The organism is Gilvimarinus sp. 1_MG-2023, assembly GCF_030548285.1.
In genome coordinates, this window is record NZ_JAUOSC010000011.1 from 70,472 (window position 1) to 92,491 (window position 22,020).

Annotated in this window: 9 protein-coding genes; 4 read left to right on the forward strand and 5 right to left on the reverse strand. The window is 56.0% G+C overall.

The window, feature by feature from the left end; all coding sequences use genetic code 11:
- Positions 1-19: 19 nt before the first annotated feature.
- The 4 genes from Q4563_RS12390 to Q4563_RS12405 all read left to right on the forward strand — a co-directional run bounded on the left by Q4563_RS12390 (position 20) and on the right by Q4563_RS12405 (position 2,312).
- Complete coding sequence (locus Q4563_RS12390; protein ID WP_303604693.1) at positions 20-433, forward strand: DUF488 domain-containing protein; 414 nt, start codon at positions 20-22, stop codon at positions 431-433.
- A gap of 131 nt (positions 434-564) precedes the next feature.
- Complete coding sequence (locus Q4563_RS12395; RefSeq protein WP_303604694.1) at positions 565-1,101, forward strand: hypothetical protein; 537 nt, start codon at positions 565-567, stop codon at positions 1,099-1,101.
- Positions 1,098-1,793: a hypothetical protein gene (locus Q4563_RS12400; protein ID WP_303604695.1), complete on the forward strand. Its 696-nt coding sequence runs from the start codon at positions 1,098-1,100 to the stop codon at positions 1,791-1,793. The genes Q4563_RS12395 and Q4563_RS12400 overlap by 4 nt, the downstream gene beginning before the upstream one ends.
- A gap of 93 nt (positions 1,794-1,886) precedes the next feature.
- A complete protein-coding gene (locus tag Q4563_RS12405; protein WP_303604696.1) occupies positions 1,887-2,312 on the forward strand; it encodes an FKBP-type peptidyl-prolyl cis-trans isomerase in 426 nt (141 codons plus the stop codon).
- Between the two features lie 83 nt (positions 2,313-2,395).
- Here Q4563_RS12405 and Q4563_RS12410 read toward each other — a convergent pair whose 3' ends face one another.
- The 5 genes from Q4563_RS12410 to Q4563_RS12430 are packed head-to-tail and all read right to left on the reverse strand — an operon-like array spanning position 2,396 to position 21,282.
- The gene (locus Q4563_RS12410; RefSeq protein ID WP_303604697.1) at positions 2,396-3,586 is read right to left on the reverse strand and encodes an HlyD family efflux transporter periplasmic adaptor subunit; all 1,191 of its coding nucleotides are present in this window, start codon (positions 3,584-3,586) and stop codon (positions 2,396-2,398) included.
- Complete coding sequence (locus Q4563_RS12415) at positions 3,576-5,363, reverse strand: ATP-binding cassette domain-containing protein (RefSeq protein WP_303604698.1); 1,788 nt, start codon at positions 5,361-5,363, stop codon at positions 3,576-3,578. The genes Q4563_RS12410 and Q4563_RS12415 overlap by 11 nt, the downstream gene beginning before the upstream one ends.
- Positions 5,356-6,663: a TolC family protein gene (locus Q4563_RS12420; RefSeq protein WP_303604699.1), complete on the reverse strand. Its 1,308-nt coding sequence runs from the start codon at positions 6,661-6,663 to the stop codon at positions 5,356-5,358. Before Q4563_RS12420 ends, Q4563_RS12415 begins: the two co-directional genes overlap by 8 nt.
- Entirely contained in the window at positions 6,664-9,351 is a 2,688-nt protein-coding gene (locus Q4563_RS12425) for a sulfotransferase (protein WP_303604700.1), read from the reverse strand.
- 6 nt (positions 9,352-9,357) lie between these two features.
- Positions 9,358-21,282 carry a beta strand repeat-containing protein gene (locus tag Q4563_RS12430; protein WP_303604701.1) on the reverse strand — a complete coding sequence of 3,975 codons (11,925 nt, stop codon included), beginning with the start codon at positions 21,280-21,282 and terminating at the stop codon, positions 9,358-9,360.
- Positions 21,283-22,020: the final 738 nt, after the last annotated feature.

Here is a 22,020-nt window from a genome sequence, read left to right on the forward strand (position 1 = left end):
GATTTGCTAGACTTTGTTTATGGCTTACGACATCCGCTTTAAACGTATTTACCAAGACGCCTCGCCCGCCGATGGTGCGCGCGTGCTGGTGGACCGCCTTTGGCCCCGGGGCAAACAAAAAGACGAATTGGCACTGGACGACTGGTATAAAGAGGCCTCCCCGTCCACCGGATTGCGTCAGTGTTGGCACCGCGGTGAACTCACCGAAGCCGCCTTCGGCCACGCCTACCGCCACCAGTTAGATCAGGCGCCCGACTGCCTATTGCCGCTAATGCGCGCCGCCCGTCAGGGCCGGCTGACCTTGCTAACGGCCAGTAAAAAGCCCGACCAATCCCACCTGCCAATTTTGCGCCGCGCCCTGCTCGATGCCCTGCGCACCGAAGACGCCGCCGACCGCGACGAATCGACGTCACCTACTTGTTATGGTTCTTGAGGTTTAAGCCTTGTTTCTGCCTTGGTGAATTCTCTTGACGACAACATTGGCTAGGTGCACACTTCCCATAAGTGCTGTCCTTTGTCCTGGGACGCAGGACGTTGCAGGTCTTCAACTTGGCGGTTACGGTGATGAAAAGTAAAGATATTCTCTTGTTGTTGAAGATGGTCAGTTTGGAGCAATCCAGCCATGCGAACGAACCCCATCAGTACAGCGTTCGGGCTTTGGCGCAGGCCACGGGTATCAGTAAAAGTGAGCTTAATCAGGCTCTTAACCGTTGTATTCACGTGGGGTTGGTAGCGCGTGATCGGCCTACGAATTTGCCCAGAGTTAACCGGCGCGCTCTTTTGGGTTTCTTACGCGAGGGTATTAAATATGTGTTTCCAGCAAGTCTAGGGCCGGTGGTACGGGGTATTCCTACTGCATTTGCCGCGCCGACACTCGTTGGAAAAGTTATGTCTGCAGGCGACTTATTACCGGTGTGGCCTGATGCTAAGGCTACTGACATGGGGCAGGGTGTCGAGCCCTTGTGCAAAGCTGTCCCCGCTGCAGCAGCGCAAGACGAAAAATTGTATAAATTGCTGGCGTTGGTAGATGCCATTCGCCTCGGGCGGCCTCGCGAGGCTAAAGTGGCGAGTGACATGCTCAAGCAAGAGTTTTCGGTATGAGCCAATTTAACCGCCATCGGGACATGATAGAGCTGGTTGCCCGGGCCTTAGGGCCCGAAATGATGGACTCTATGGCGTTTGTTGGGGGATGTACTACCGGCTTACTTATGACCGATCCATACACTCGTGAAACCGTCCGCTATACGGATGATGTGGATGTAATAGTCAGTGTCTTGGGCTATTCTCAGTGGCATCTCTTAAGTGAACAGCTACAGGCGCGCGGTTTTCGTATTGCCATGAACGAGGCCGTAAACTGCCGCTTTCGTTTAGGTGCACTGCAGGTAGATTTTATGCCCGATAATGCGGAGGTGCTTGGATTTAGTAACCGTTGGTATAGTGAGGCGTTAAACGCTGCGCAAGCTCAAATGTTGTCATCATCCATCCGCATTCGGTTGGTGACACCGCCTTATTTCTTGGCGACTAAGCTCGAAGCGTTTAAGGGGCGGGGTAATAATGATTTGCTAGAGAGTCACGATGCGGAAGATATTTTTAACCTTGTAGATGGTCGCGCTGAACTTGCAACAGAGTTGCCAATGGCTCCTGAAGAACTCCGCCAATATTTAGCCGAAGAGTTCGGTAAGCTTCTCAAGCACCCGGATACTCCGTATGTTGTCCAGTCGACGGCTAGAGGGGACTCAGACCGAGAAAATCTAATATTTGAGCGTCTCGAAGCCATATCAGGCCTTAGGTAATCATTACTTTGTTCCAATTGTAAGGGTGGCCAGGTCTTTTTCGCCCAGCCGGGCTTAGTGTGTTAATCGACAGAATTTATTCCAGAAAAAGTTATGGCAAAGAAGAAACTCAACAAAGGCTCCTCCGGCCAAAATCGCGCCGCCAGCGAGAGCTACATAGATAAGTACCGCCAAAAAGAGGGCGTGCAAGAAACCGCCACCGGCTTGCTTTACCGCGTACTGGAAGACGGCGACGGCATGACCCCCACGGAAACCGACACCGTCGAAGTCAATCAGCGCATTCAGCTGGTGGGAGGCAAAATCATCGGCGATACCTACAAAGAAGGCCTGCCCGACGAATTCAGCATGAAAGAAGCCATCCCCGGTATTCGCGAAGGCCTGCAGCTAATGCAAGTGGGCGCCCGCTACGAGTTCGTCGTACCGCCCGAACTGGCGTGGGGCAAGAAGGGCGTAGGCAATAAAATTGGGCCGAATGCGGTGTTAATATTTGATTTGCGGTTGTTGACGGTTGTTTTCTGAAGAGTGGACGACGGGGTGTGGTTTACGGGGAACGGAAATGCCCTCCCTTCGCCGTCGAAGGCACTCCCTAAATGTTCGATTTCTTATTCTTCCCCTAGCGATGATGACAGTGTTTTTCGTATCGGTTTTAGCAGAAAATTAATAAGGCTGCGTTCGCCAGTGCGAATATCCACCTGCGAGGTCATGCCCGGCGATAACGTCAGTCTTTTGCCCGTCGTGGTCGTTACGGGGAAAGCAACAGGCTCGATATGCACCCGGTAGTAAATATCAACACCGTCGGCGGTTTCTTCTTTTAGTGTGTCGGCGCTGACGTAGGTGACCTTGCCCTGCACGGTGCCGTGTATGGTGTAGTCGAATGGGTCGAGGCGGATGTTGGCACTTAGGCCTGTTTCCACGCGGCCAATATCGGCCGGGCTAACGCGAGCCTGTAAAATCAAATTATCTTCGGCCGGTACAATCTGCATCAGTTCATCGCCCGCGCGCAGCACGCCGCCAACGGTGGTTACCCGAATATTTTTAACAATGCCCGGTACGGTAGCGCGAAATACACTACTCGCTTGCTCTTCTTGGCGTTGAATAAGCAGCTGTTCGGCCTGTGCACTTTCATCTTCAGCGCGGGTAAGTTCCTGACGAGCGTCTTCGTAAAATTGATTGCGCCGGTTCACCAAACGCGACTCGGCTTCGTTTAGGCTTCGTTCTGCGCGCAAAAGCTCTGCGCCACTGGCATCACCCTGTTGGCGCAATGACTGTACCAGTGACAATTCCTTGCGGCTCAGCGCAACGCCCTCACGCAGTATTCTCAGCTCGTCAGCCAGGCCTTGGCGGCGCTGCTCAAACAGCGCTAATTCTACACTGGCGACTTCTGGCACCTGGGTCCGAATGTCATCGGACAGAGTCAGGCTCTCGGCGCCAATCACTTCGGCACGCAAGCGCGCGGCTTTGGCTTTTAGTGCGTAAAGCCGCGCTTCTATTTCGCCCACTGACGCGGCAAAACGGGTTGGGTCCAGTCGCGCCAATTCCTGGCCGGGGCTTACCCGGTCACCCTCTCGTACGTGCAGCTCGTGCAGCACGCCGCCGTCCACCGCCTGAATAACTTGTATGCGGCTGGGCGTAATAACCTCGGCCTGAGCACGGGCGACCTCATCCAAAGTAAACACATTCGCCCACACAATAAAAGCCAGCACCGCAACCAGTATTACGTAGATAAAAGCGCCGTGGCGGGCGGTATGGTATTGGGACAGGCGAGTGTCGGTATCCACTGGGTCAGATAACATCAAAGCCTCCTTTTTTAGGTGCCGCAGGAGACTCATTCGTCGCGCGTGTTCTAAGCATGGGCAGTATCGCTTCGGGCGCCCCGTCGCGCTGAATGACGCCGTCCGCCATTATCATTGCGCGGGTGGCAAACCGGCCTGCAATCATGGGCCGGTGGGTGCTCACAACCAAAATATCATCCGTGCTTAGCGCGCTTTCCAGACATTGCCAAAAACGTTCTTCGGTGTCGCGGTCGAGACCTGCACCGGGTTCGTCCAATAACCAAATTTTCGGCCTTGCTAAAATTAATCGTCCCAGGGCCACCAGTTGGCGTTGTCCGCCGGATAAACCATCGCCGCCTTCGCTAATGACCAGGTCTAACCCGAGCGGGTTATTATCGACGATTTTATCGATGCCTAAATCCCGGCACAGAGTCACAAGCTCGTCATCACTGCACTCGTTACCCAGCAATAAATTACTGCGCAACGTACCGCGAAAAAGTTGAGTGTGTTGAGGTAAATATCCAATTTGTTGGCTGACCAATGTCGGGTCAATTTCCCACAGGTCGGCATCGCCCAGTCGCACTCTGCCCTCAGTGGGGGGAAGCAAGCCTGCCATGACTTTTAACAAAGTCGATTTGCCACTGCCCACAGGCCCAAGCAACAAAGTGCGCTCGCCACTGCGCACAGTAAGCTCGTCCAGCGTTACTTGCATCACGGGTGAGCCGGGGTAACCAAAGCGAATTTTTTCCAGTTGCAGGTGCTGCGGCGCCGCGTTGGGCTTGAGCAGCGTTTGATTGTGACGGCGCTCGCCCGGCAGGCTCAAAACATCGTGCACCAAGCGCAGTGATTGACTGACTTGTTGCCACTGCATTAGGTACTGTGCGCTTTGTGCAACCGGTGCAATGATGCGCCCCCCTAAAATACTGCAGGCAATCATGCCGCCCATCGTGAGTAGGCCCGCCTCAATTTGCCACACACCAACCACAATGGCGCCGACATAGGCCGACATGGACAAGCTCGTGGCGGTAACGGTAACCAAACTATTGATGGCACGCTGGCGCAAAGTGTAGCGGTTAATGGTGCCGGTCATGTCCCGCCACTGCTCACCGAACGAATTGCTGGCGCCGCTGGCGCGAATGGTTTCAGCACCGCGAATAGTGTCTACCAATAAGCCCTGGCGCTCGTTGCTGCGTTGAATCTGTTCGCGCATTAGGCGCCGTAGACGCCACTGATTAACCAAGCCTAGGGTTAACGCAATGGGCAGCAGTGCAGCGTAAACCCAAGCAACCTTGCCGCCGATAATCGCAATAAAAACCAAGAACATCAGAGCAAAGGGTAAATCCACTAACGCAAAAATGACGGCCGAAGAAAAAAATTGACGCACAGCGTCCAGGCTGTTGACCTGTGCGGCCAATGTGCCCAGGCTTTTCGGCTGAGTGTCTAAACGCAGCTTTAGCAAGTGTTCATAAACGCGCTGCGACAGTTGTATATCGACGGCGCTGGCTAGACTGTCGAGTATGCGCGCTCTGAGGGTTTTTAAACTCCAGTCAAAGCCAATGACAATAATCATACCCACGGTTAAGGTTGTGAGCGTGGCGTAGGCCAAAGTGGGTACCACGCGGTCGTACACCTGCATGGCAAACAGCGACATAGACACCGCCAGCAAGTTAATCAAGCAGGTTGCGACAATAACTCGCCGCAACCAGCGCTTTTCACGAAACAGGGCTCGCCACACCTTTTTTGCAGCAAGGTTTTCCGTCAGCTTGGGACCTTCCTCTGATAGGGGTGTTTCAGTCATTGTTCACCTCCAGCCCGGCGAGCAGGTCGAGCTCGCCGCTCAAACCCAACAATTCAAGGCTGTAACGCAGTTGCTCATTTTGGCTGTCGGTTAACAGTACGCGTTCCGTGTTGAGTTCGCGCTGAATATTCATGACCTCAAGCCAGCTTTTACTGCCAGACTCGTACTGGCGCTGGTAAGAGTCCAGCAATGCCTGCAAGTCTTCAACGGCGCCACGTTGTGATTCGACGATATCCCCCATCAAGGTGCGCTGTCGTTGCAGGCGGCGGATGTCGCGCTGCAATTGTATATGAGCTAAGCGCAGTTCTTGCTCGGCTGCCATTTGTCGGGCGCTGGCGGCACCGGTGCGGTTGCGAGTGCTGAACCCCAAACCATCCAGTTGCGCTTCAAGCACCACACTAATCTGGCTGTCATCGCGCAGCGCCGGTTGGTCGTAAAACTGCTCTGCCTGTAAGTACACGGTGGGCATGGCAGAGGTGCGGGTTTGATTGACTTGAGCGCGAGCTTGCGCAACATTCTGCTTGCGCAATTGTATTTGGGCACTTTGTTTTAGTACACGCTCCTCGAGCAGTGCGTCGGCTTCAAGCTGCAACAGGCCACTGGCAATGGGGGTGCTTCCGACAATGGGTAACTGCGTTAGGCTTTGCAGGGTATTGCGGGCGATATCGACTTCTCCGCGATAACGCGAGAGTAAAATCTTGGCTTGAGTGAGCCGGGTATCGGCGAGACGCGTGTCCGCATCGGAGGCTAATTGCCCCGCCGCACGCCTTTGTATTTGTTGGCGCAACACTTCCAGTTGCATTAAGTTTTGTTCTGCCACCGCCACTCTGGCGCGGGCGCTTAGCACACCGGCGTAAGCCAGTGCTGTGTCTGTTAAAAGTTCGCGGCGTACGCGTACCAAATCGGCAGATTCTCTGTCCAGGCCCGCCTCGGCGGCTTCAATGTTGTTGCTGATGCGACCAAAGGTCCACACCGGCTGGCGGACTCGCAAAGTCGTGGGGTAGGCGTATTCGTCTTGATTAAAGTTAGCTCGGTTCTCCTCGCCATAGGCGGTGTTTAAACTAACACTGGGCAATCTTTGACTGCGAGCTTCACCCAGGGAGTAATCACTGGCTTGGATTTCGGCTCGCTTACCGGCAATGGCTGGGTGGTTGGCAAGCGTGGCGCGCAGAGCGGCGGTTAAACCGTCTTTAGGTAGCGATGAGCTGACTTGGGCTTGAACTGCCAATGTGCAGATTACTAACAACGTACTCAACAATTTGGGCAGTAAATTCAAACGGGGGAAATGTTGCCGAGTCATTCAATAAACTCCTGAGCTTGTCGGCGTTGTATAGCGTGTATCGCTCATTATATCTTCCGGTGTATTTATTTCGTTTTCGAGCTCGCGTTTTTTAAAAAGAGCGTCAGCTTTGTTTTCATCACCGTTTAAACGGTAGGCGCGGGCCAGGTCATTGCGCCAGTCGCGGTTCCAGGGGCAGCGCTCCAGCCCTTGCTCCATATGACCAATAGCGTCGGCTAAGAGCCCGTTGTTGGCGTATACCAAGCCCAGCATAAAGTTCGCCGCGCCGTGCTCGGGCACAAAGTGTAACAGTTGTTTAAAGCAGCGTTCGGCCTTATTGAATTGCTGCGCGTTATAGTGGTCTACGCCGGTGTCCAGCCAGCCGGGTTCGGGCAAGCTGGTCATACGTATTGGCTCCCATGTAATTTTTCGATTGGTAGCGCTAATCAATGGTTTTAAGTGATTCTGATAGCGTCGCCACTTAGCTTTACTGGTTTGGTAAATCGGTTGGCGCACCTGCCACACGCTGGCGGTTTTGACCGGGCGGTCCAGCTCGGCAAAATTGAGCACGTCGGCTTCCCAGCTTACGCCAATGTACTCCAGCATCTTTTTCGCCGAGGCTTCGGGGTTGGCGATGACCTCTTCATACTGGACTTCTAAAATCTCGCCCGGCAGTACTTGCTGCCAGTGGTGCATCAATAAATTGTGGTCGGCCAGTTGCTCGCCAATCCAGTCCAGATCGTAGGCGAAGCCCATGCCGCCATGTTTAGCCGCGTAGTCGGTAAAGTAATTGGACAGAGCAATATCACGCGGATCGCGTCTTACGGAAATAATTTTTGCGTTGGGGAATAAAAATTTTATCAGCCCAACATTTTCAAAATTGTGCGGCAGTTTATCCACCACATGCTTGGCCTCGGGGGCGTAGCTTTGCAATTCATCCAGTAAGTTTTGCGCAATGCCCTGGGCGACCTTGGGGCTTAAGTCATCGGCGCAATCCGGGTAGCGCCGGCCCGAGCCCGTGCGTCTTTCCCATCTCTCCATGCCGGCTATAGCGCCCGGTATTAAACCCAGCTCACCGGCACCGTGTATTTCGCTGTGGCCGGCCAGTATTTGCTCAACCAAAGTGGTGCCCGAGCGCGGCATACCCACCACAAACACCGGCACGTTGGTATTCAGCCCGTATTGTGCCGGTGGGCGGTATTTAAAAAATTCAGCGTTAAAGGCATGGCGAATACGGGCGCAGCGCTGGCGGTGCGCTTTGGGGTCGTAGTTTAACAGCCGTTGGGCGGCGCTATTGGCCTGGTTGGCAAGTTCCATGGCGCGGGGGTAATCTTTGCGTTTTTCGTAGGTTTTAGCCAGCTGCAGTAACAAGCTGGCGCGCACGCTGCCTTCTTGCCCCGGTGTGTGGGCTACGTCTTCCAGTTGTTGCAGCGTTGCGTCGTCTTCGGGGTAACGGCTGGCGTTAATCAGCGCGGCGTGGCCGCGGGCCGGGTCTTGGGTTTTTAGGGTTTCAAAGTATTCAATGGCCTCGTCGATGCGCCCCAGTTGCATCAGCAATTGGCCCAGGCCCTGTAGCACACCCAAATTGTCGGGCTGTTCACTGAGCAATTGGCGGTACTCGGCCTCGGCTTTGTCCAGCGATTGCTGTTGCCCGTAGAGCCCGGCCAGCCCCAGCCGATACTGAAACTCCAGCGCAGCCTGTTGGCTGTCGGCCCTAGAATCGGTCATGGAGTCGGCCGGCAGTGCGTCCAACTCTTGGCGCGCTTTTGCCAGGGCGTGTTCCGCTAATGGGGCATTGTTTTGCACATTGTTGTGAACGAGTCGCAGCCAAAGGCCAGTCGTGGGCTCACCCGCTTGCCCAGCGGCGTTTATGGCCTTGCGCACGAGCGCATTGGCTTGCGCTTTGCGCCCCTGTAATTGGGTCAGCTCGGCCAGTTGCAACAACAGGGGCCGGTGTTGGGGGTAATGGTTAAGGCCAGCGCGCAGTCGCTCTTCGGCCTCGGTGTGGCGGTCGCGCTGCTGCAAGCGCTGGGCGTAGCCCATTAACAAGTGGCACCAATCGCTCTCGGGTAAGGTGTGGCGCTGCTCCTCCAGCCAGGTTTCGGCGGCGTCAAAGGCGTCACCGACCAGCCACAGGTCTAAGCGCAGGCCGCGCAGCTGCTGGTCGTAAAAGGCGGCGCCGTCTTCGGGCCAGTTTGCGCGCTCGGTAAGCCAGTGTTGCTTGGCGGCGGCCAGCAACTGCTCGCCTTGCTCAGTATTTTGGGGGTTAGCACACAGGCGCAGCGCATGGGTAAAAACGGTAATTCGTGGGTGCTGCACTATGCTTTGCAGTAATTGTTCGAGTGCTTCACGCGGGTGATTTTGTTGCAGTTGACACAACCCGAGCCGGGCCAGTCGCAAGCTCTCGGTGGGGGCATCGGCAATGGGTGGGCGGCGCAATAATGGCTCGGCCCTGTCGGTGTGGCCAAGCGCCAAATAGGCGCCGGCCATATCCACGGCCATTACCTCAGTTATTGGGGCCGCGTTAAGCAATTGCAGCAGTTGCTCGGCCTCTTGCGCTTCGCCCAGTTGCGCCAGCGCCAAAGCGCGCAGCGAGTCTACCTCGGTTGAGCCGGCCTCGTGCGCGCAGGCCTCCAGCAGTGCCGGGTAGGCCTGGCACTCGGCCAGTTGCCGCAACAACCGGTAATGGGGCTGCTCTGTCGCCTGCACCGGTTTTTATACCAACCCTTGGCTGGTGCGCACCCCGCCCGGTAAGTCGGTTAAATAGAGGGTGCTGAAATTGTTATTGTTGTTGGGGTTGGAGGCCCAACTGCTGCCTGTCCATAAATTAAAAATTGCGCTGCCATCCGGTGCATACCGAATGAATGAACCGTTATTTCTGGCAAGGTTAACGGCAGTAAAAGAATTTGAGCTAAGTCGGTAATACGTTGAGTTTGCAATACTAGCAGTAACCTCGTTATCGAAGAAACCTATAATATCACTCCCATTGCCAACAATAACAATACGATCATCAGCGCTTAGATTATTAGCACCAGACCATCGAGCAAAGCCCGAATTCAACGCACTGCTATCAGAATCCACCTGAATATAAATGGTGTAACTTTCGGCGGCCGAGAAGGTACGGTCGCTGTGGTCGGAGCTTTGGCCATTCACCAAATCAAACACCACCACGCTGGTATCCGCTTCTGCTTCCGCTACATCGTTAATACCCAAAGACACCGCCTGCTCGGCGCTGTTGCCGGCAGCGTCGGTGGCTACCACGGTAAAGTCGTAGCTGGCTTTGTCTTCAAAGTCTGGGTCACCGGTTAGGGTGACTTCGCCGGTGGTTGCGTCGATGGTGAAATCGGCGTGGTCGTCTACGGCTTTTAGCGTGTAGGTTAAGTCGGTCACGTCGGTGGCATCGGCGTCGTAAACCACTTGGCCGGCGCCGCTGTTTTCGTCAATAGCGGTGGCGGTTGCGCCACTGGTAAAGCTGGGCGCTGTGTTGTCGATGGTGATATTGGTGGCCGCAGCGGCAGAGAGGTTGCCGGCGGCATCGGCGGTGTACACCTGGTAATTACCATCGGCCAAACCTGTGGCCGCCACGCTGACATCGGTATTGGCGGTGGCAATCGCAGCCTCGTTCCAGAACTGATCCGCTGCGCCGGTAATGTCGCTGACGCTGGTTACGGTGACCGAGTCGTGGACTAAATAGGCCGTGCCTACTTCGGTGCTTTGGGTGGTGATTGAGCCTGATGCATCAATAACGGTTGAATCTGGCCGTACGGGTGTGCCGTCAGCGTTAAACTGCTGGACAAAAATGCTGTAGTCTCCGTCGGCATCGTCTCCATACCAAGTCACGGCAAATGCGCCGTCGCTGCCCAGCGGGGTGATTTGGGGATACCAGTCAGTACCATCCGTGACGCCGTCGGGCTCGAGCAGTATGGGGTTGCCCACTGTTGCGCCGTTGCTGTCAAAGCGCTGCACAAAAATACTGTCATCGCCGCCGGCATCTTTCCCACGCCAGGTAACGGCAAAGGCGCCGTCACTGCCCAGCGGCGTAATTTGGGGGTTATAGTAGCCAGCCGTGACACCGCCGGAATCGAGCGGTATGGGGCTGCCTACCGTTGCGCCGTTGCTGTCAAAGCGCTGGACAAAAATGCTGCTATCGCCGCCGGCATCCTCTCCATACCAAGTCACCGCAAAGGCACCTTCAGTGCCAAGTGCGATGAGTTGGGGATCGCGGTCGTTACCATTCGACACGCCATCGGGTTCAAGCAAAATCGGCGTGCCAACCGCCGCGCCGTTGTTGTCAAAGCGCTGCACAAAAATACTGTAATCGCCGCCGGCATCCTGCCCACCCCAAGTGACGACAAAGGCCCCGTCGGTGCCCAGTGCGGTGAGTTGGGGATTGCGGTCGTTACCATTCGATACGCCATCGGGTTCAAGCAAAATCGGCGTGCCAACCGCCGCGCCGCTGTTGTCAAAACGTTGAACAAAAATACTGTCATCGTCATCGGCATCGTCTCCATACCAAGTCACCGCAAAGGCCCCGTCGGTGCCCAGTGCGGTGAGTTGAGGACGCCAGTCAGTCCCACCTGTCACACCATCGGGCTCAAGCAAAATCGGCGTGCCAACCGCAGCACCGTTGCTGTCAAAACGCTGCACAAAAATACTGAAGTCGCCGCCGGCCACTCCTTGCCAAGTGAGGGCAAAGGCGCCGTCGGAGCCGAGCGCGGTGAGCTGGGGATACCAGTCGTCCCCATCTGTCACGCCATCGGGTTCAAGCAAAATCGGCGTGCCAACCGCCGCGCCGTTGTTGTCAAAGCGCTGCACAAAAATACTGTAATCGCCGCCAGCATCAGCTCCACTCCAAGTCACCGCAAAGGCGCCCTCGGTACCCAGTGCAATGAGTTGAGGTGAAATGTCTTCCCCATCCGTCACGCCATTGGGCTCAAGAAATACCGGCGTACCTTCAGCTGTACCACCGCTGTCAAAACGCTGCACAAAAATACTGCGATCGCCGTCGGCATCGACTCCATACCAAGTGACCGCAAAGGCGCCCTCGGTGCCCAGAGCCGTGAGCTGGGGCGAGGCGTCAACGCCATCGGTCACACCAGCTGCCTCCAGCATATGCTGTATGGGGTTAAGAATTACCTGCGCGGTGGGGGCGGTGGTATCCACCAAATAACCGGCATTGTCGGTTACGGCGCTGTGAGTCAACACGGCGGTATTACCGGCAGCGCCTTCCAATGTACCGCCATTGGCGTCCAGCGCGTTGGCAGCAATACTGATGCCGTTGGCGTCGGTATCGCCCGCTTGCACGGTATAGGTAAAGGTTAATTCGGTGGTGCCGCTGCCGCCTGCGTAGATGGCGTAAACGGTGTTGCCGCCAATATTCAGTGCTAAGCGCGGTATGCCACCAGTGGTGTCGACTAGCGTGGCCTCATCCATAGTTACCGTGGCGGTAACCACATCGTCAGCGTTTAAGGTGCTGTTTTGAATTCCCGTGGCGCTGGTGACGGCAACATTGTTGACGGTGGGGCCCACATCGTCCAGATCGTTGATGCCCAGGGTCACGGTCTGCTCGCTGTTGTTTCCGGCGACATCGGTGGCAACGACCGTAAAGCTGTAACTGGCTTGGGTTTCATAGTCCGGGTCACCGGTAAGGGTCACTTCGCCGGTGGTTGCGTCGATGGTGAAATCGGCGTGGTCGTCTACGGCTTTTAGCGTGTAGGTTAAGTCGGTCACGTCGGTGGCATCGGCGTCGTAAACCACTTGGCCGGCGCCGCTGTTTTCGTCAATAGCGGTGGCGGTTGCGCCGCTGGTAAAGCTGGGCGGAGTGTTGTCGATGGTGATGGGGGTGGCCGCAGCGGCGGATAAGTTGCCGGCCGGATCGGCGGTGTACAGCTGGTAATTACCCTCCGCTAATCCTGTCGCCGCCACGCTGACATCGGTATTGGCGGTGGCAATGGCCGCTTGGTTCCAGTATTGGTCGTCCGCGCCGGTAATATCGCTTAGGGTATTAACCGTAATTGACTCGTGTACTACATACGCGGTGCCGGGGTCGGAGCTTTGTACCGTGACTGTTCCCGATGCATTAATAATTGTCGAGTCAGGATACGCCAGCGTGCCGTCGGCGTTAAAGCGCTGCACAAAAATACTCCGGTCGCCATTGGCATCTAGCCCTGACCAAGTCACCGCAAAGGCGCCCTCGGTGCCCAAAGGTGTAATTTGTGGGTCGTAGTCAGTACCATTCGTCACGCCAATTGGCTTAAGCAATATCGGCGTACCAACGGCCAAACCGATGCTGTCAAAGCGCTGCACAAAAATACTTAAATCGCTGCCGTCGTACCCTCTCCAAGTCACAGCAAAGGCACCGTCGCTGCCTAGGGGGGTGATTTGGGGGGCGTCGTCATTGCCACCCGTGACGCCCGTAGGCTCGAGTAGTATGGGATTGTCCACTGGTTCGCCAGCACTGTTAAAGCGCTGCACAAAAATACTGGAATCGCTGCCGCCGTCGTACCCATACCAGGTCACGACAAAGGCGCCGTCGCTGCCCAGGGAGGTGATTTGGGGGTCTTGATCAGTATTAGTCGTAACACCGTCGTGCTCCAGAAACACGGGGCTGCCCACCGCTGCGCCGGCACTGTTAAAGCGCTGCACAAAAATACTGCGGCCGCTGCCGACATCGTATCCATGCCAGGTCACGGCAAAGGCGCCGTCGCTGCCCAAGGGGGTGATTTGTGGGTCGTAGTCAGTACCATTCGTCACGCCAATTGGCTCAAGCAATATCGGTGTATCAACGGCCAAACCGATGCTGTCAAAGCGCTGCACAAAAATACTGAAATCGCCGCTGGCATCGATTCCATACCAAGTGACGACAAAGGCGCCGTCGCTGCCCAGGGGGGTTATTTGGGGGGCATAGTCATGGCCATCCGTGACGCCCGTAGGCTCGAGTAGTATGGGATTGTCCACTGGTTCGCCAGCACTGTTAAAGCGCTGCACAAAAATACTGTAATCGCTGCCGCTGTCGTATCCATGCCAGGTCACGGCAAAGGCGCCGTCGCTTCCCAAAGGGGTGATTTGGGAGTATAGGTCAGGGCCATTCGTGACACCGTCGGGCTCGAGCAGTATGGAGCTACCCAGCGGTGCACCGGCACTGTCAAAGCGCTGCACAAAAATACTGTAATCGCCGTCGGCATCCCACCCATACCAAGTGACGACAAAGGCGCCGTCGCTGCCCAGGGGGGTGATTTGGGGGTCTTTGTCGTGGCCATTCGTGACACCGTCGGGCTCGAGCAGTATGGGGCTACCCAACGGCGCGCCGTCACTGTCAAAACGCTGTACAAAAATACTCCAATCGTTGCCGGCATCCTTTCCATACCAGGTCACGGCAAAGGCGCCGTCGCTGCCCAGGGGGGTGATTTGGGGGGCTATGTCTTGGTCATTCGTGACGCCGTTGGGCTCCAGCATATACTGCATTGGGTCCAGAATAACCTGTGCGGTGGGGGCGGTGTTGTTAATGCCCAAAGTAACGGCTTGTTCGGAGCTGTTACCCAGTGCATCTGTGGCGACGACGGTAAAGTCGTAACTGCTTTGGGTCTCAAAGTCCGGGTCGCTGGTTAGGGTTACCTCGCCAGTGGTTTCGTCGATGGTGAAGTCGGCGTGGTCGTCTACGGCTTTTAGGGTGTAGGTAAGGTCGGTAAGGTCGGTGGTGATGGCGGTGTAAACGGTTTGGCCGCTGCCGCTGTGTTCCTCAATAGCGGCGGCGGTCGAACCGCTGGTAAAACTGGGCGGTGTGTTGTCGATGGTGATATTGGTGGCCGCAGCGGTGGATAAATTACCGGCCCTATCGGCGGTGTACACCTGGTAATTGCCATCGGCCAAACCTGTGGCGGCGACGTTGACATCGGTATTGGCGGTGGCAATCGCGGCCTGGTTCCAGAACTGATCCGCCGCGCTGGTGATATCGCTTTGGGTGTTGATTGTAATTGAGTCGTGTACCAAGTAGGCGGTTCCGGGTTCTGCACTTTGAATGGTGGCCAAGCCTGAGGCATCCATTGCGGTGCTTTCCAGAACGGGGGTGCCGTCAGCGTTAAAGCGCTGTACAAAAATACTGTGGTCGCCATCGGCATCTCTCCCAGACCACGTTACCGCAAAGTCGCCCTCGGTACCCAGAGGGGTAATTTGTGGGTTGTCGTCAGAACCATTTGTAACACCATCTGGCTCAAGCAAAATCGGCGTGTCGACCATCGCACCGCTGCTGTCAAAGCGCTGTACAAAAATACTGTTGTCGCCGTTGGTATCAACCCCAGACCAGATAACCGCAAAGGCGCCGTCGGTGCCCAGTGCGATAAGCTGGGGTGCCTGGTCAGTACCGTTTGTTACGCCATCGGGCTCAAGTTTTATGGGCGTGTCAACGGCCACACCGCTGCTGTCAAAACGCTGGACAAAAATACTGTCTTCGCCATCGGTATCAAACCCATTCCAAGTGACCACAAAGGCGCCGTCGGTGCCCAGCGCGACAAGCTGGGGGGCTTGGTCAGTACCGTTCGTTACGCCATCGGGCTCAAGTTTTATGGGCGTGTCAACGGCCACACCGCTGCTGTTAAAACGTTGCACAAAAATACTGAGGTCGCCATCGGTATCGCCCCCACTCCATGTCAGAGCAAAGGCACCATCGCTTCCTAATGCAGCAACTTGAGGATATACGTCGCTCGCCGTTGTTACGCCACTAGGCTCAAGCAATACTGGAGTGCCAATCATTGCGCCGCTGCTGTTAAATCTCTGCACAAAAATGCTGAGGTCACGATCGGTATCCTGACCAGACCAAGTGACCACAGAGGCACCATCTGCGCCCAGTGGGGTGAGCTGAGGATAATAGTCACCGCCATCCGTCACGCCAGTGGGCTCAAGTAGTACCGGCGAGCCAGCTACCGCGCCGCTGCTGTCAAAATGCTGCACAAAAATGCTGTCTTCGTCGTCGGCATCCCTCCCGTTCCAAGTGACCGCAAAAGCGCCCTCGGTGCCCAGTGCGGTGAGTTGAGGATCATCGTCATCACCATCCGTCACGCCAGTGGGCTCAAGTGCTATCGGCGAGCCAGCTACCGTGCCGCTGCTGTCAAAACGCTGAACAAAAATGCTGTCGTCGCCGTCGGCATCCTCTCCACGCCAAGTGACCACAAAAGCGCCCTCGGTGCCTAATGCGGTGACTTGAGGGCTTATGTCATTACCCAATGTTACGCCATTGGGCTCGAGTAATATCGGCGAGCCAACCACTGCGCCGCTGTTATCAAACCGCTGTACAAAAATACTATTGTCGTTGCCGGTGTCGACGCCAGACCAAGTCACGGCAAAGGCGCCGTCGCTGCTCAGGGAGGAGATTTGGGGATGCTGATCGTCCCCATTAGTAACGTCGTCGGGTTCTAACAAATGCTGTATGGGGTATAGAACAACCTGCGCGGTGGGGGCGGTGGTATCCACCAAATAACCGGCATTGTCGGCAATTGCAATATGAGTCAACACCGCAGTATTACCGGCGGCGTCTTCAATCGTGCCGCCGTTGGCATCCAGCGCATCGGCTTCAATACTGATGCCGTTGGCGTCGGTATCGCCTGCCTGCACGGTGTAGGTAAAGGTGAGTGCCGTGGTGCCACTGCCGCCTGCGTAGGTGGCGTACACGCTATTGCCACCGATATTCAGTGCCAGGCGCGGGGTACCGTTGGTGGTTTCAACATTTGTGGCTTCACTCATGGTGACGGTAGCGGTAACCACATCGTCGGCATTGAGGGTGTTGTTTTGGATGCCGGTGGCGCTGGTAATGGCAACAGTGCTGACCGTGGGTGCCGTTTCATCGGCTATGTCGTTAATACCCAAAGTCACTGCTTGCTCGGAGCTGTTACCCAGTGCATCGGTGGCGACGACGGTAAAGTTGTAGCTGTTCTGGGCTTCAAAGTCTGGGTCGCCGGTTAGGGTGACTTCGCCGGTGGCTTCTTCGATGGTGAAGTCGGCGTGGTCGTCTACGGCTTTTAGGCTGTAGGTTAAATCAGTAACGTCGGTGGCATCGGCGTCGTAAACCACTTGCCCGGCGCCGCTGTTTTCATCAATAGCCGTGGCGTTTGCGCCACTGGTAAAGCTGGGCGCTGTGTTATCGATGGTGATACCGGTGGCCGCTGCGGCGGATACATTACCGGCCGCATCGGCGGTGTACACTTGGTAGTCGCCATCGGCCAAACCTGTGGCCGCCACGCTGACATCGGTATTGGCGGTGGCAATCGCGGCCTGGTTCCAGAACTGATCCGCCGCGCCGGTAATGTCGCTGACGCTGGTTACGGTGACCGAGTCGTGGACTAAATAGGCCGTGCCTACTTCGGTGCTTTGCACTGTGACTGAACCTGAGGCATCAATGGTGCTTTGCAGTACTGGTGTACCGTCGGCGTTAAATTGCTGGACAAAAATGCTGTCGTCTCCGCCGGCATCCGCTCCTCGCCAGGTCACGGCAAAAGCGCCGTCGTTGCTCAGGGCGGTGATCTGGGGGTTTTCGTCCCCGCCGCCCGTGACGCCTTCGGGCTCGAGCCGTATGGGGCTGCCCACCGCTGAGCCGGTACTGTCAAAGCGCTGCACAAAAATGCTGTAATCGCCGTCGGCATCCTGCCCATGCCAAGTCACGACAAAGGCACCGTCGCTGCCCAGGGCGGTGATTTGGGGGTCTCGATCAGTACTAGTCGTAACACCGTCGGGCTCCAACAGTACGGGGCTGCCCACCGCTGCGCCGGCACTGTTAAAGCGCTGCACAAAAATACTGAAATCGCCGCTGGCATCGATTCCATACCAAGTCACGACAAAGGCGCCGTCGCTGTCCAGAGGGATGATTTGGGGGGCATAGTCACCGCCACCTGTGACGCCGTCGGGTTCCAGCAGAACGGGGTTGCCCACCGGTGCACCGGCACTGTCAAAGCGCTGCACAAAAATACTGTAATCGCCGCCGGCATCCTGCCCACGCCAAGTGACGACAAAGGCGCCGTCGCTGCCCAGGGGGGTGATTTGGTTGTAACTGTCTATGCCGTTCGTGACGCCGTTGGGCTCCAGCAGTACGGGGTTGCCTACCGCTGCGCCGGCACTGTCAAAGCGCTGAATAAAAATACTTAAATCGCCGCCGACATCGTCTCCTCTCCAGGTCACGGCAAAGGCGCCATCGCTGCCTAGGGCGGTGATTTGGGGGACATAGTCATTTTCATTTGTGACACCGTCGGGCTCTAGCAGTACGGGGTTGCCTACTGCTGCGCCGGCACTGTTAAAGCGCTGCACAAAAATACTGTAATCGCCGCCGGCATCGAATCCATGCCAGGTCACGGCAAAGGCGCCGTCGCTTCCCAAAGGGGTGATTTGGGGGTCTAGGTCATGGTCATTCGTGACACCGTCGGGCTCGAGCAGTATGGGGCTACCCAACGGCGCGCCGGCACTGTTAAAGCGCTGCACAAAAATACTGTAATCGCCGTCGGCATCCTGCCCATACCAAGTCACGGCAAAAGCGCCGTCGCTGCCCAGGGCGGTGATTTGGGGGTAAAAGTCATTGCCATTCGTGACACCGTCGGGCTCAAGTAATATCGGTGAGTCAACCACCGCACCGCTGCTGTTAAAGCGCTGCACAAAAATACTTTCATGGCCGCCGGCATCGTCTCCAGACCAAGTCACGGCAAAGGCGCCGTCGCTGCCCAGGGCGGTGATTTGGGGGACTTGGTCATCGCCATCCGTGACGCCCGTGGGCTCGAGCATATGCTGGAGTGGGTTAAGAATAACCTGCGCGGTAGGGGCGGTGGTATCCACCAAATAACTGACGTTATCGGTTACGGCGCTGTGAGCAAGCTCGGCGGTATTACCGGCGGCGTCTTCGAGTGTGCCGCCGTTGGCGTTCAGCGCGTTGGCAGCAATGCTGATGCCGTTGGCGTCGGTATCGCCTGCCTGCACCGTATAGATAAAGGTTAAGGCGTTGGTGCCACTGCCGCCTGCGTAGTTGGCGTAAACGGCGTTGCCGCCAATGTTAAGTGCTAAGCGCGGGGCGCCATCGGTGGTGTCGACATTGGTGGCTTCACTCATGGTTACCGTGGCGGTGACGACATCGCCGGCATTTACGGCGCTGTTTTGGATGCCGGTAGCGCTGGTAATGGCAACGCTGCTCACGGTAGGCGCGGTTTCATCGGTTATGTCGTTAATACCGAGAGAAACCGCTTGCTCACTGGTATTGCCGGCAGCGTCGGTGGCGACGACGGTAAAGTTATAGCTGGCTTTGGTTTCAAAATCTGGGTCACCGGTAAGGGTGACTTCGCCGCTGGAAGGGTCAATGGTTAACAGGGCGTGATCGTCCACCGCTTTAAGACTGTAGGCAGTGCTGCCTGTGTTGATATCGGCACTGTCTGTACTGGTAACGGTGTAGATAACCTGACTTGCACCGGAGTTTTCATCAATTGCAGTGGCGGTTGCGCCCGAGGTGATGCTGGGGGCGCTTTCGTCGAGGTCATTGGCGTTGAGGGTAATTGCCTGCTCACTGCTGTTGCCGGACGTGTCGGTCGCGACGACGGTGAAGTTGTAGCTCGCTTGGGCTTCGTGATCGGGGTTGTCGGTTAAGGTGACGGCGCCGGTGATGGCGTTAATGCTCAGTGCCGCGTCGCTACCGGCCGTCAGGGAGTAGGTGACGGCGCTGTTGTCGGTAGCGCTTGCGGTATAAATAACTTGGTTTGCGCCGGAGTTTTCGTCGATGGCCGGGGCCGTCGCGGCAGAGGTAATAACCGGGCTGGTGTTGTCTGGGGTGACCGGCGGTGTTACATCCGCGACTTCGTCAATGTCCAGACTCACGGCTTGCTCAGTGGTATTGCCGGCAACATCCGTGGCGATAACGGTAAAGTCGTAACGACTTTGGGTGTCGAAGTCGGGGTTCGCAATCAGCGTTACCTCACCTGTATTGGCGTCGATACTAAGCTGTGCGTGGTCGCCCTCTTGTTTTAATTGGTAGGTGAGCTCTGCTGAGGTGTCGGTACTGTCATCCACATCGGCGGTGTCGGTAGCCGCAGCGGTGTATATAACCTGGCCCGCCCCGGAGTCTTCTTCAATGGCGGGTGCGGTTGATGCGGAGGTAAAGTTGGGGGTGGATTCGTCAAGGTCGTCAACGTTCAGGGTCAGAGTTTGCTCGCTGCTGTTGCCGGCGCTGTCGGTGGCGATAATGGTGAGCTGATAACTGGCTTGCGTTTCGTGGTCTGGGTTGTGCGTTAGCGTAAGGTCGCCGGTTTGAGCGTCGATGGTAAACAGTGATGAATCATCACCATCGGTTTGTTTAATGCTGTAAGTAATGATGCTGGCATCGGTGGCGGCGGCGGTAAAAACGGTTTGCGCGGCGCCGCTGTTTTCGGCCAGGTTGTCTGCCACCGGCTCTGAGGTAAAGTTGGGTGCGTAGGTATCAATCATTGGCGCGACATTGTGAGTCGTTGGGTCGCCGGAAGGTAGAGTGACAAGATCCGCGCCTGCCAGCAGTTGACTCTGCCCCTGCTCAGAAAGCACCAGATTGCCTGAATCGTCGGTGCTGATGGCGGCCAGAATGTCGTTAATAGTGGCCTGACTGTCACCCGCGTTTTGTTGGTCCGCCCCTGAGAAGGTTGATAAGAGCAGGCCATACATTTCGGCTGGCGAGAAGCCATCGGTGCCATCAAAAGTGCCGTTGTTGGTGGCACTCGGGGTGACATCGTGCAAGTTGCCCAGGTTGAACAGTTCGGCAATGGCTTGGTTGGCCGCGTTAACCGACTCCGCGGTTAGCGAACCGTCGCTGCTGTTATTGAGCGCAAACTCCGCCGCCAGCGTGGTAACCGGGTTGATGTTAAGCGAAACACGGCTGCCCGCTTCGGTTACAACGCCAATAGCGCTAAGTTCTGCGGTCAGATCGGTTGGTTGGTTGGTGGCTTCATCCAGGTAGTCGGCGCCATCGTCTGCGTCGCGCACACGGGCGATAATAGCGCCCGTGTAGTCACCTACATCAATGATGAACTGACCGTTGGCATCAACGGTTGTGGTGCCGAGCAATGTTACGCCGTCGGCGGCAAACACATCCACAGTGAGGCCGTTGCCTTCAATAACGGGGCCTGCCACTAGGGTGCCAGTAATGTTGGTAACGATAGGTTCTGGATCTGGGGTTGGTGCTGGCCCGGTTGGATTTGTTGCGTCATCGCTGCTGCTGGAACCACCCAGCGCGAGTGCCAACCCACCCACAAAGCCCACACCCCAACCGATTGGAGTCAAAAGCGATGACTCGTCCTCTGAGCTTTGCGGCCAAACAATAGAGTCTTCATTGCCATCGGCTGCGGCGAGGGCATCCAAGGCTGCGCCGGTAAGTGCATCGTCGGCCAGTGTCGCTTGCGGAACAAACACGGTGCCTTCAGTGCTAAAGAAGGCCTCAACCACTATGGCTTGCTCGCCTTCCAGGTCAATGACTAAGTCGTCGTCGCGTTTTTTGGCGATTAGGTTGGCGGGGGGTTTGCCTGTTGCCGGATCGATAATCGCATAACCGCTTTGCGGTACTGCCATTATAGGTTGTTCGAGGGGGAGCGATTGAGTGACTAATTGCCCATCTGACTGGCGAATAACAAGGAGCTTTTGCACAGGCGACTGATCCATAAATATTCCCTTTCCTATTTTTAGAGAGCCTGCGATTACTTATATCAAAGCGTGATGCAGCTACATGGGTAAATAATTACAGCTGTTAGTGTGGGTTCGGGGCACTTTCGTTGAGCACTAAATGACCAATAATAATTCTGACGGTAAGGGTATGTAAAGGTCATATGCCAAAAGGTATATGTTTGACTTGTTCTAGGCAGTACCGGGCTTAGTGGGGCGGGCGGCTTATGGCCGCGCCCATTTTTTACCCAGTTTCGGTTTTGCCTCTATTATGAGTGGTGCGCACCCCACCCGGTAAATCGGTTAAATAGAGAGTGCTGAAGTTGGTTTTCTGAACAGTGGAGGACGGCGTGTGGTTTACGGGGAGCGGTTTACGGGCGGTGGGGTCTGGATAAAACGTCGTTTATGTCGAAAAAGTAGTAAAGTATCGACATAAAAGGCCGGTGTGTCGATGTCATGGACATATACGAGGCGATTGTATTAAACCGTCAATCTAACAACGTATACGGCGCCATTTCGGTTGCTGCCTGGTACATAATCAACGTGAAGAGTGGGCGACGGTGTGCGGGAAGTGGTTTGACGTAAAGGGGTTCACTGAGGCTAATTCAATCTTTTGCTCGCGGGACCAGCTTTGCCGAAGGCGCTGGGTCGGCTCGAGGAGCGGAGGACGAAAATTGAATCCAATATCGCGGCTGCCCCATAACTAGCTTTTCAGTTGTTTGTTTTATTCGCAGTCAA

Coding starts and splice junctions, on each gene's coding strand:
- Q4563_RS12390 (WP_303604693.1), top strand. CDS start 20: ATGGCTTACGACATCCGCTTTAAACGTATTTACCAAGACGCCTCGCCC.
- Q4563_RS12395 (WP_303604694.1), top strand. CDS start 565: ATGAAAAGTAAAGATATTCTCTTGTTGTTGAAGATGGTCAGTTTGGAG.
- Q4563_RS12400 (WP_303604695.1), top strand. CDS start 1,098: ATGAGCCAATTTAACCGCCATCGGGACATGATAGAGCTGGTTGCCCGG.
- Q4563_RS12405 (WP_303604696.1), top strand. CDS start 1,887: ATGGCAAAGAAGAAACTCAACAAAGGCTCCTCCGGCCAAAATCGCGCC.
- Q4563_RS12410 (WP_303604697.1), bottom strand. CDS start 3,586: ATGTTATCTGACCCAGTGGATACCGACACTCGCCTGTCCCAATACCAT.
- Q4563_RS12415 (WP_303604698.1), bottom strand. CDS start 5,363: ATGACTGAAACACCCCTATCAGAGGAAGGTCCCAAGCTGACGGAAAAC.
- Q4563_RS12420 (WP_303604699.1), bottom strand. CDS start 6,663: ATGACTCGGCAACATTTCCCCCGTTTGAATTTACTGCCCAAATTGTTG.
- Q4563_RS12430 (WP_303604701.1), bottom strand. CDS start 21,282: ATGGATCAGTCGCCTGTGCAAAAGCTCCTTGTTATTCGCCAGTCAGAT.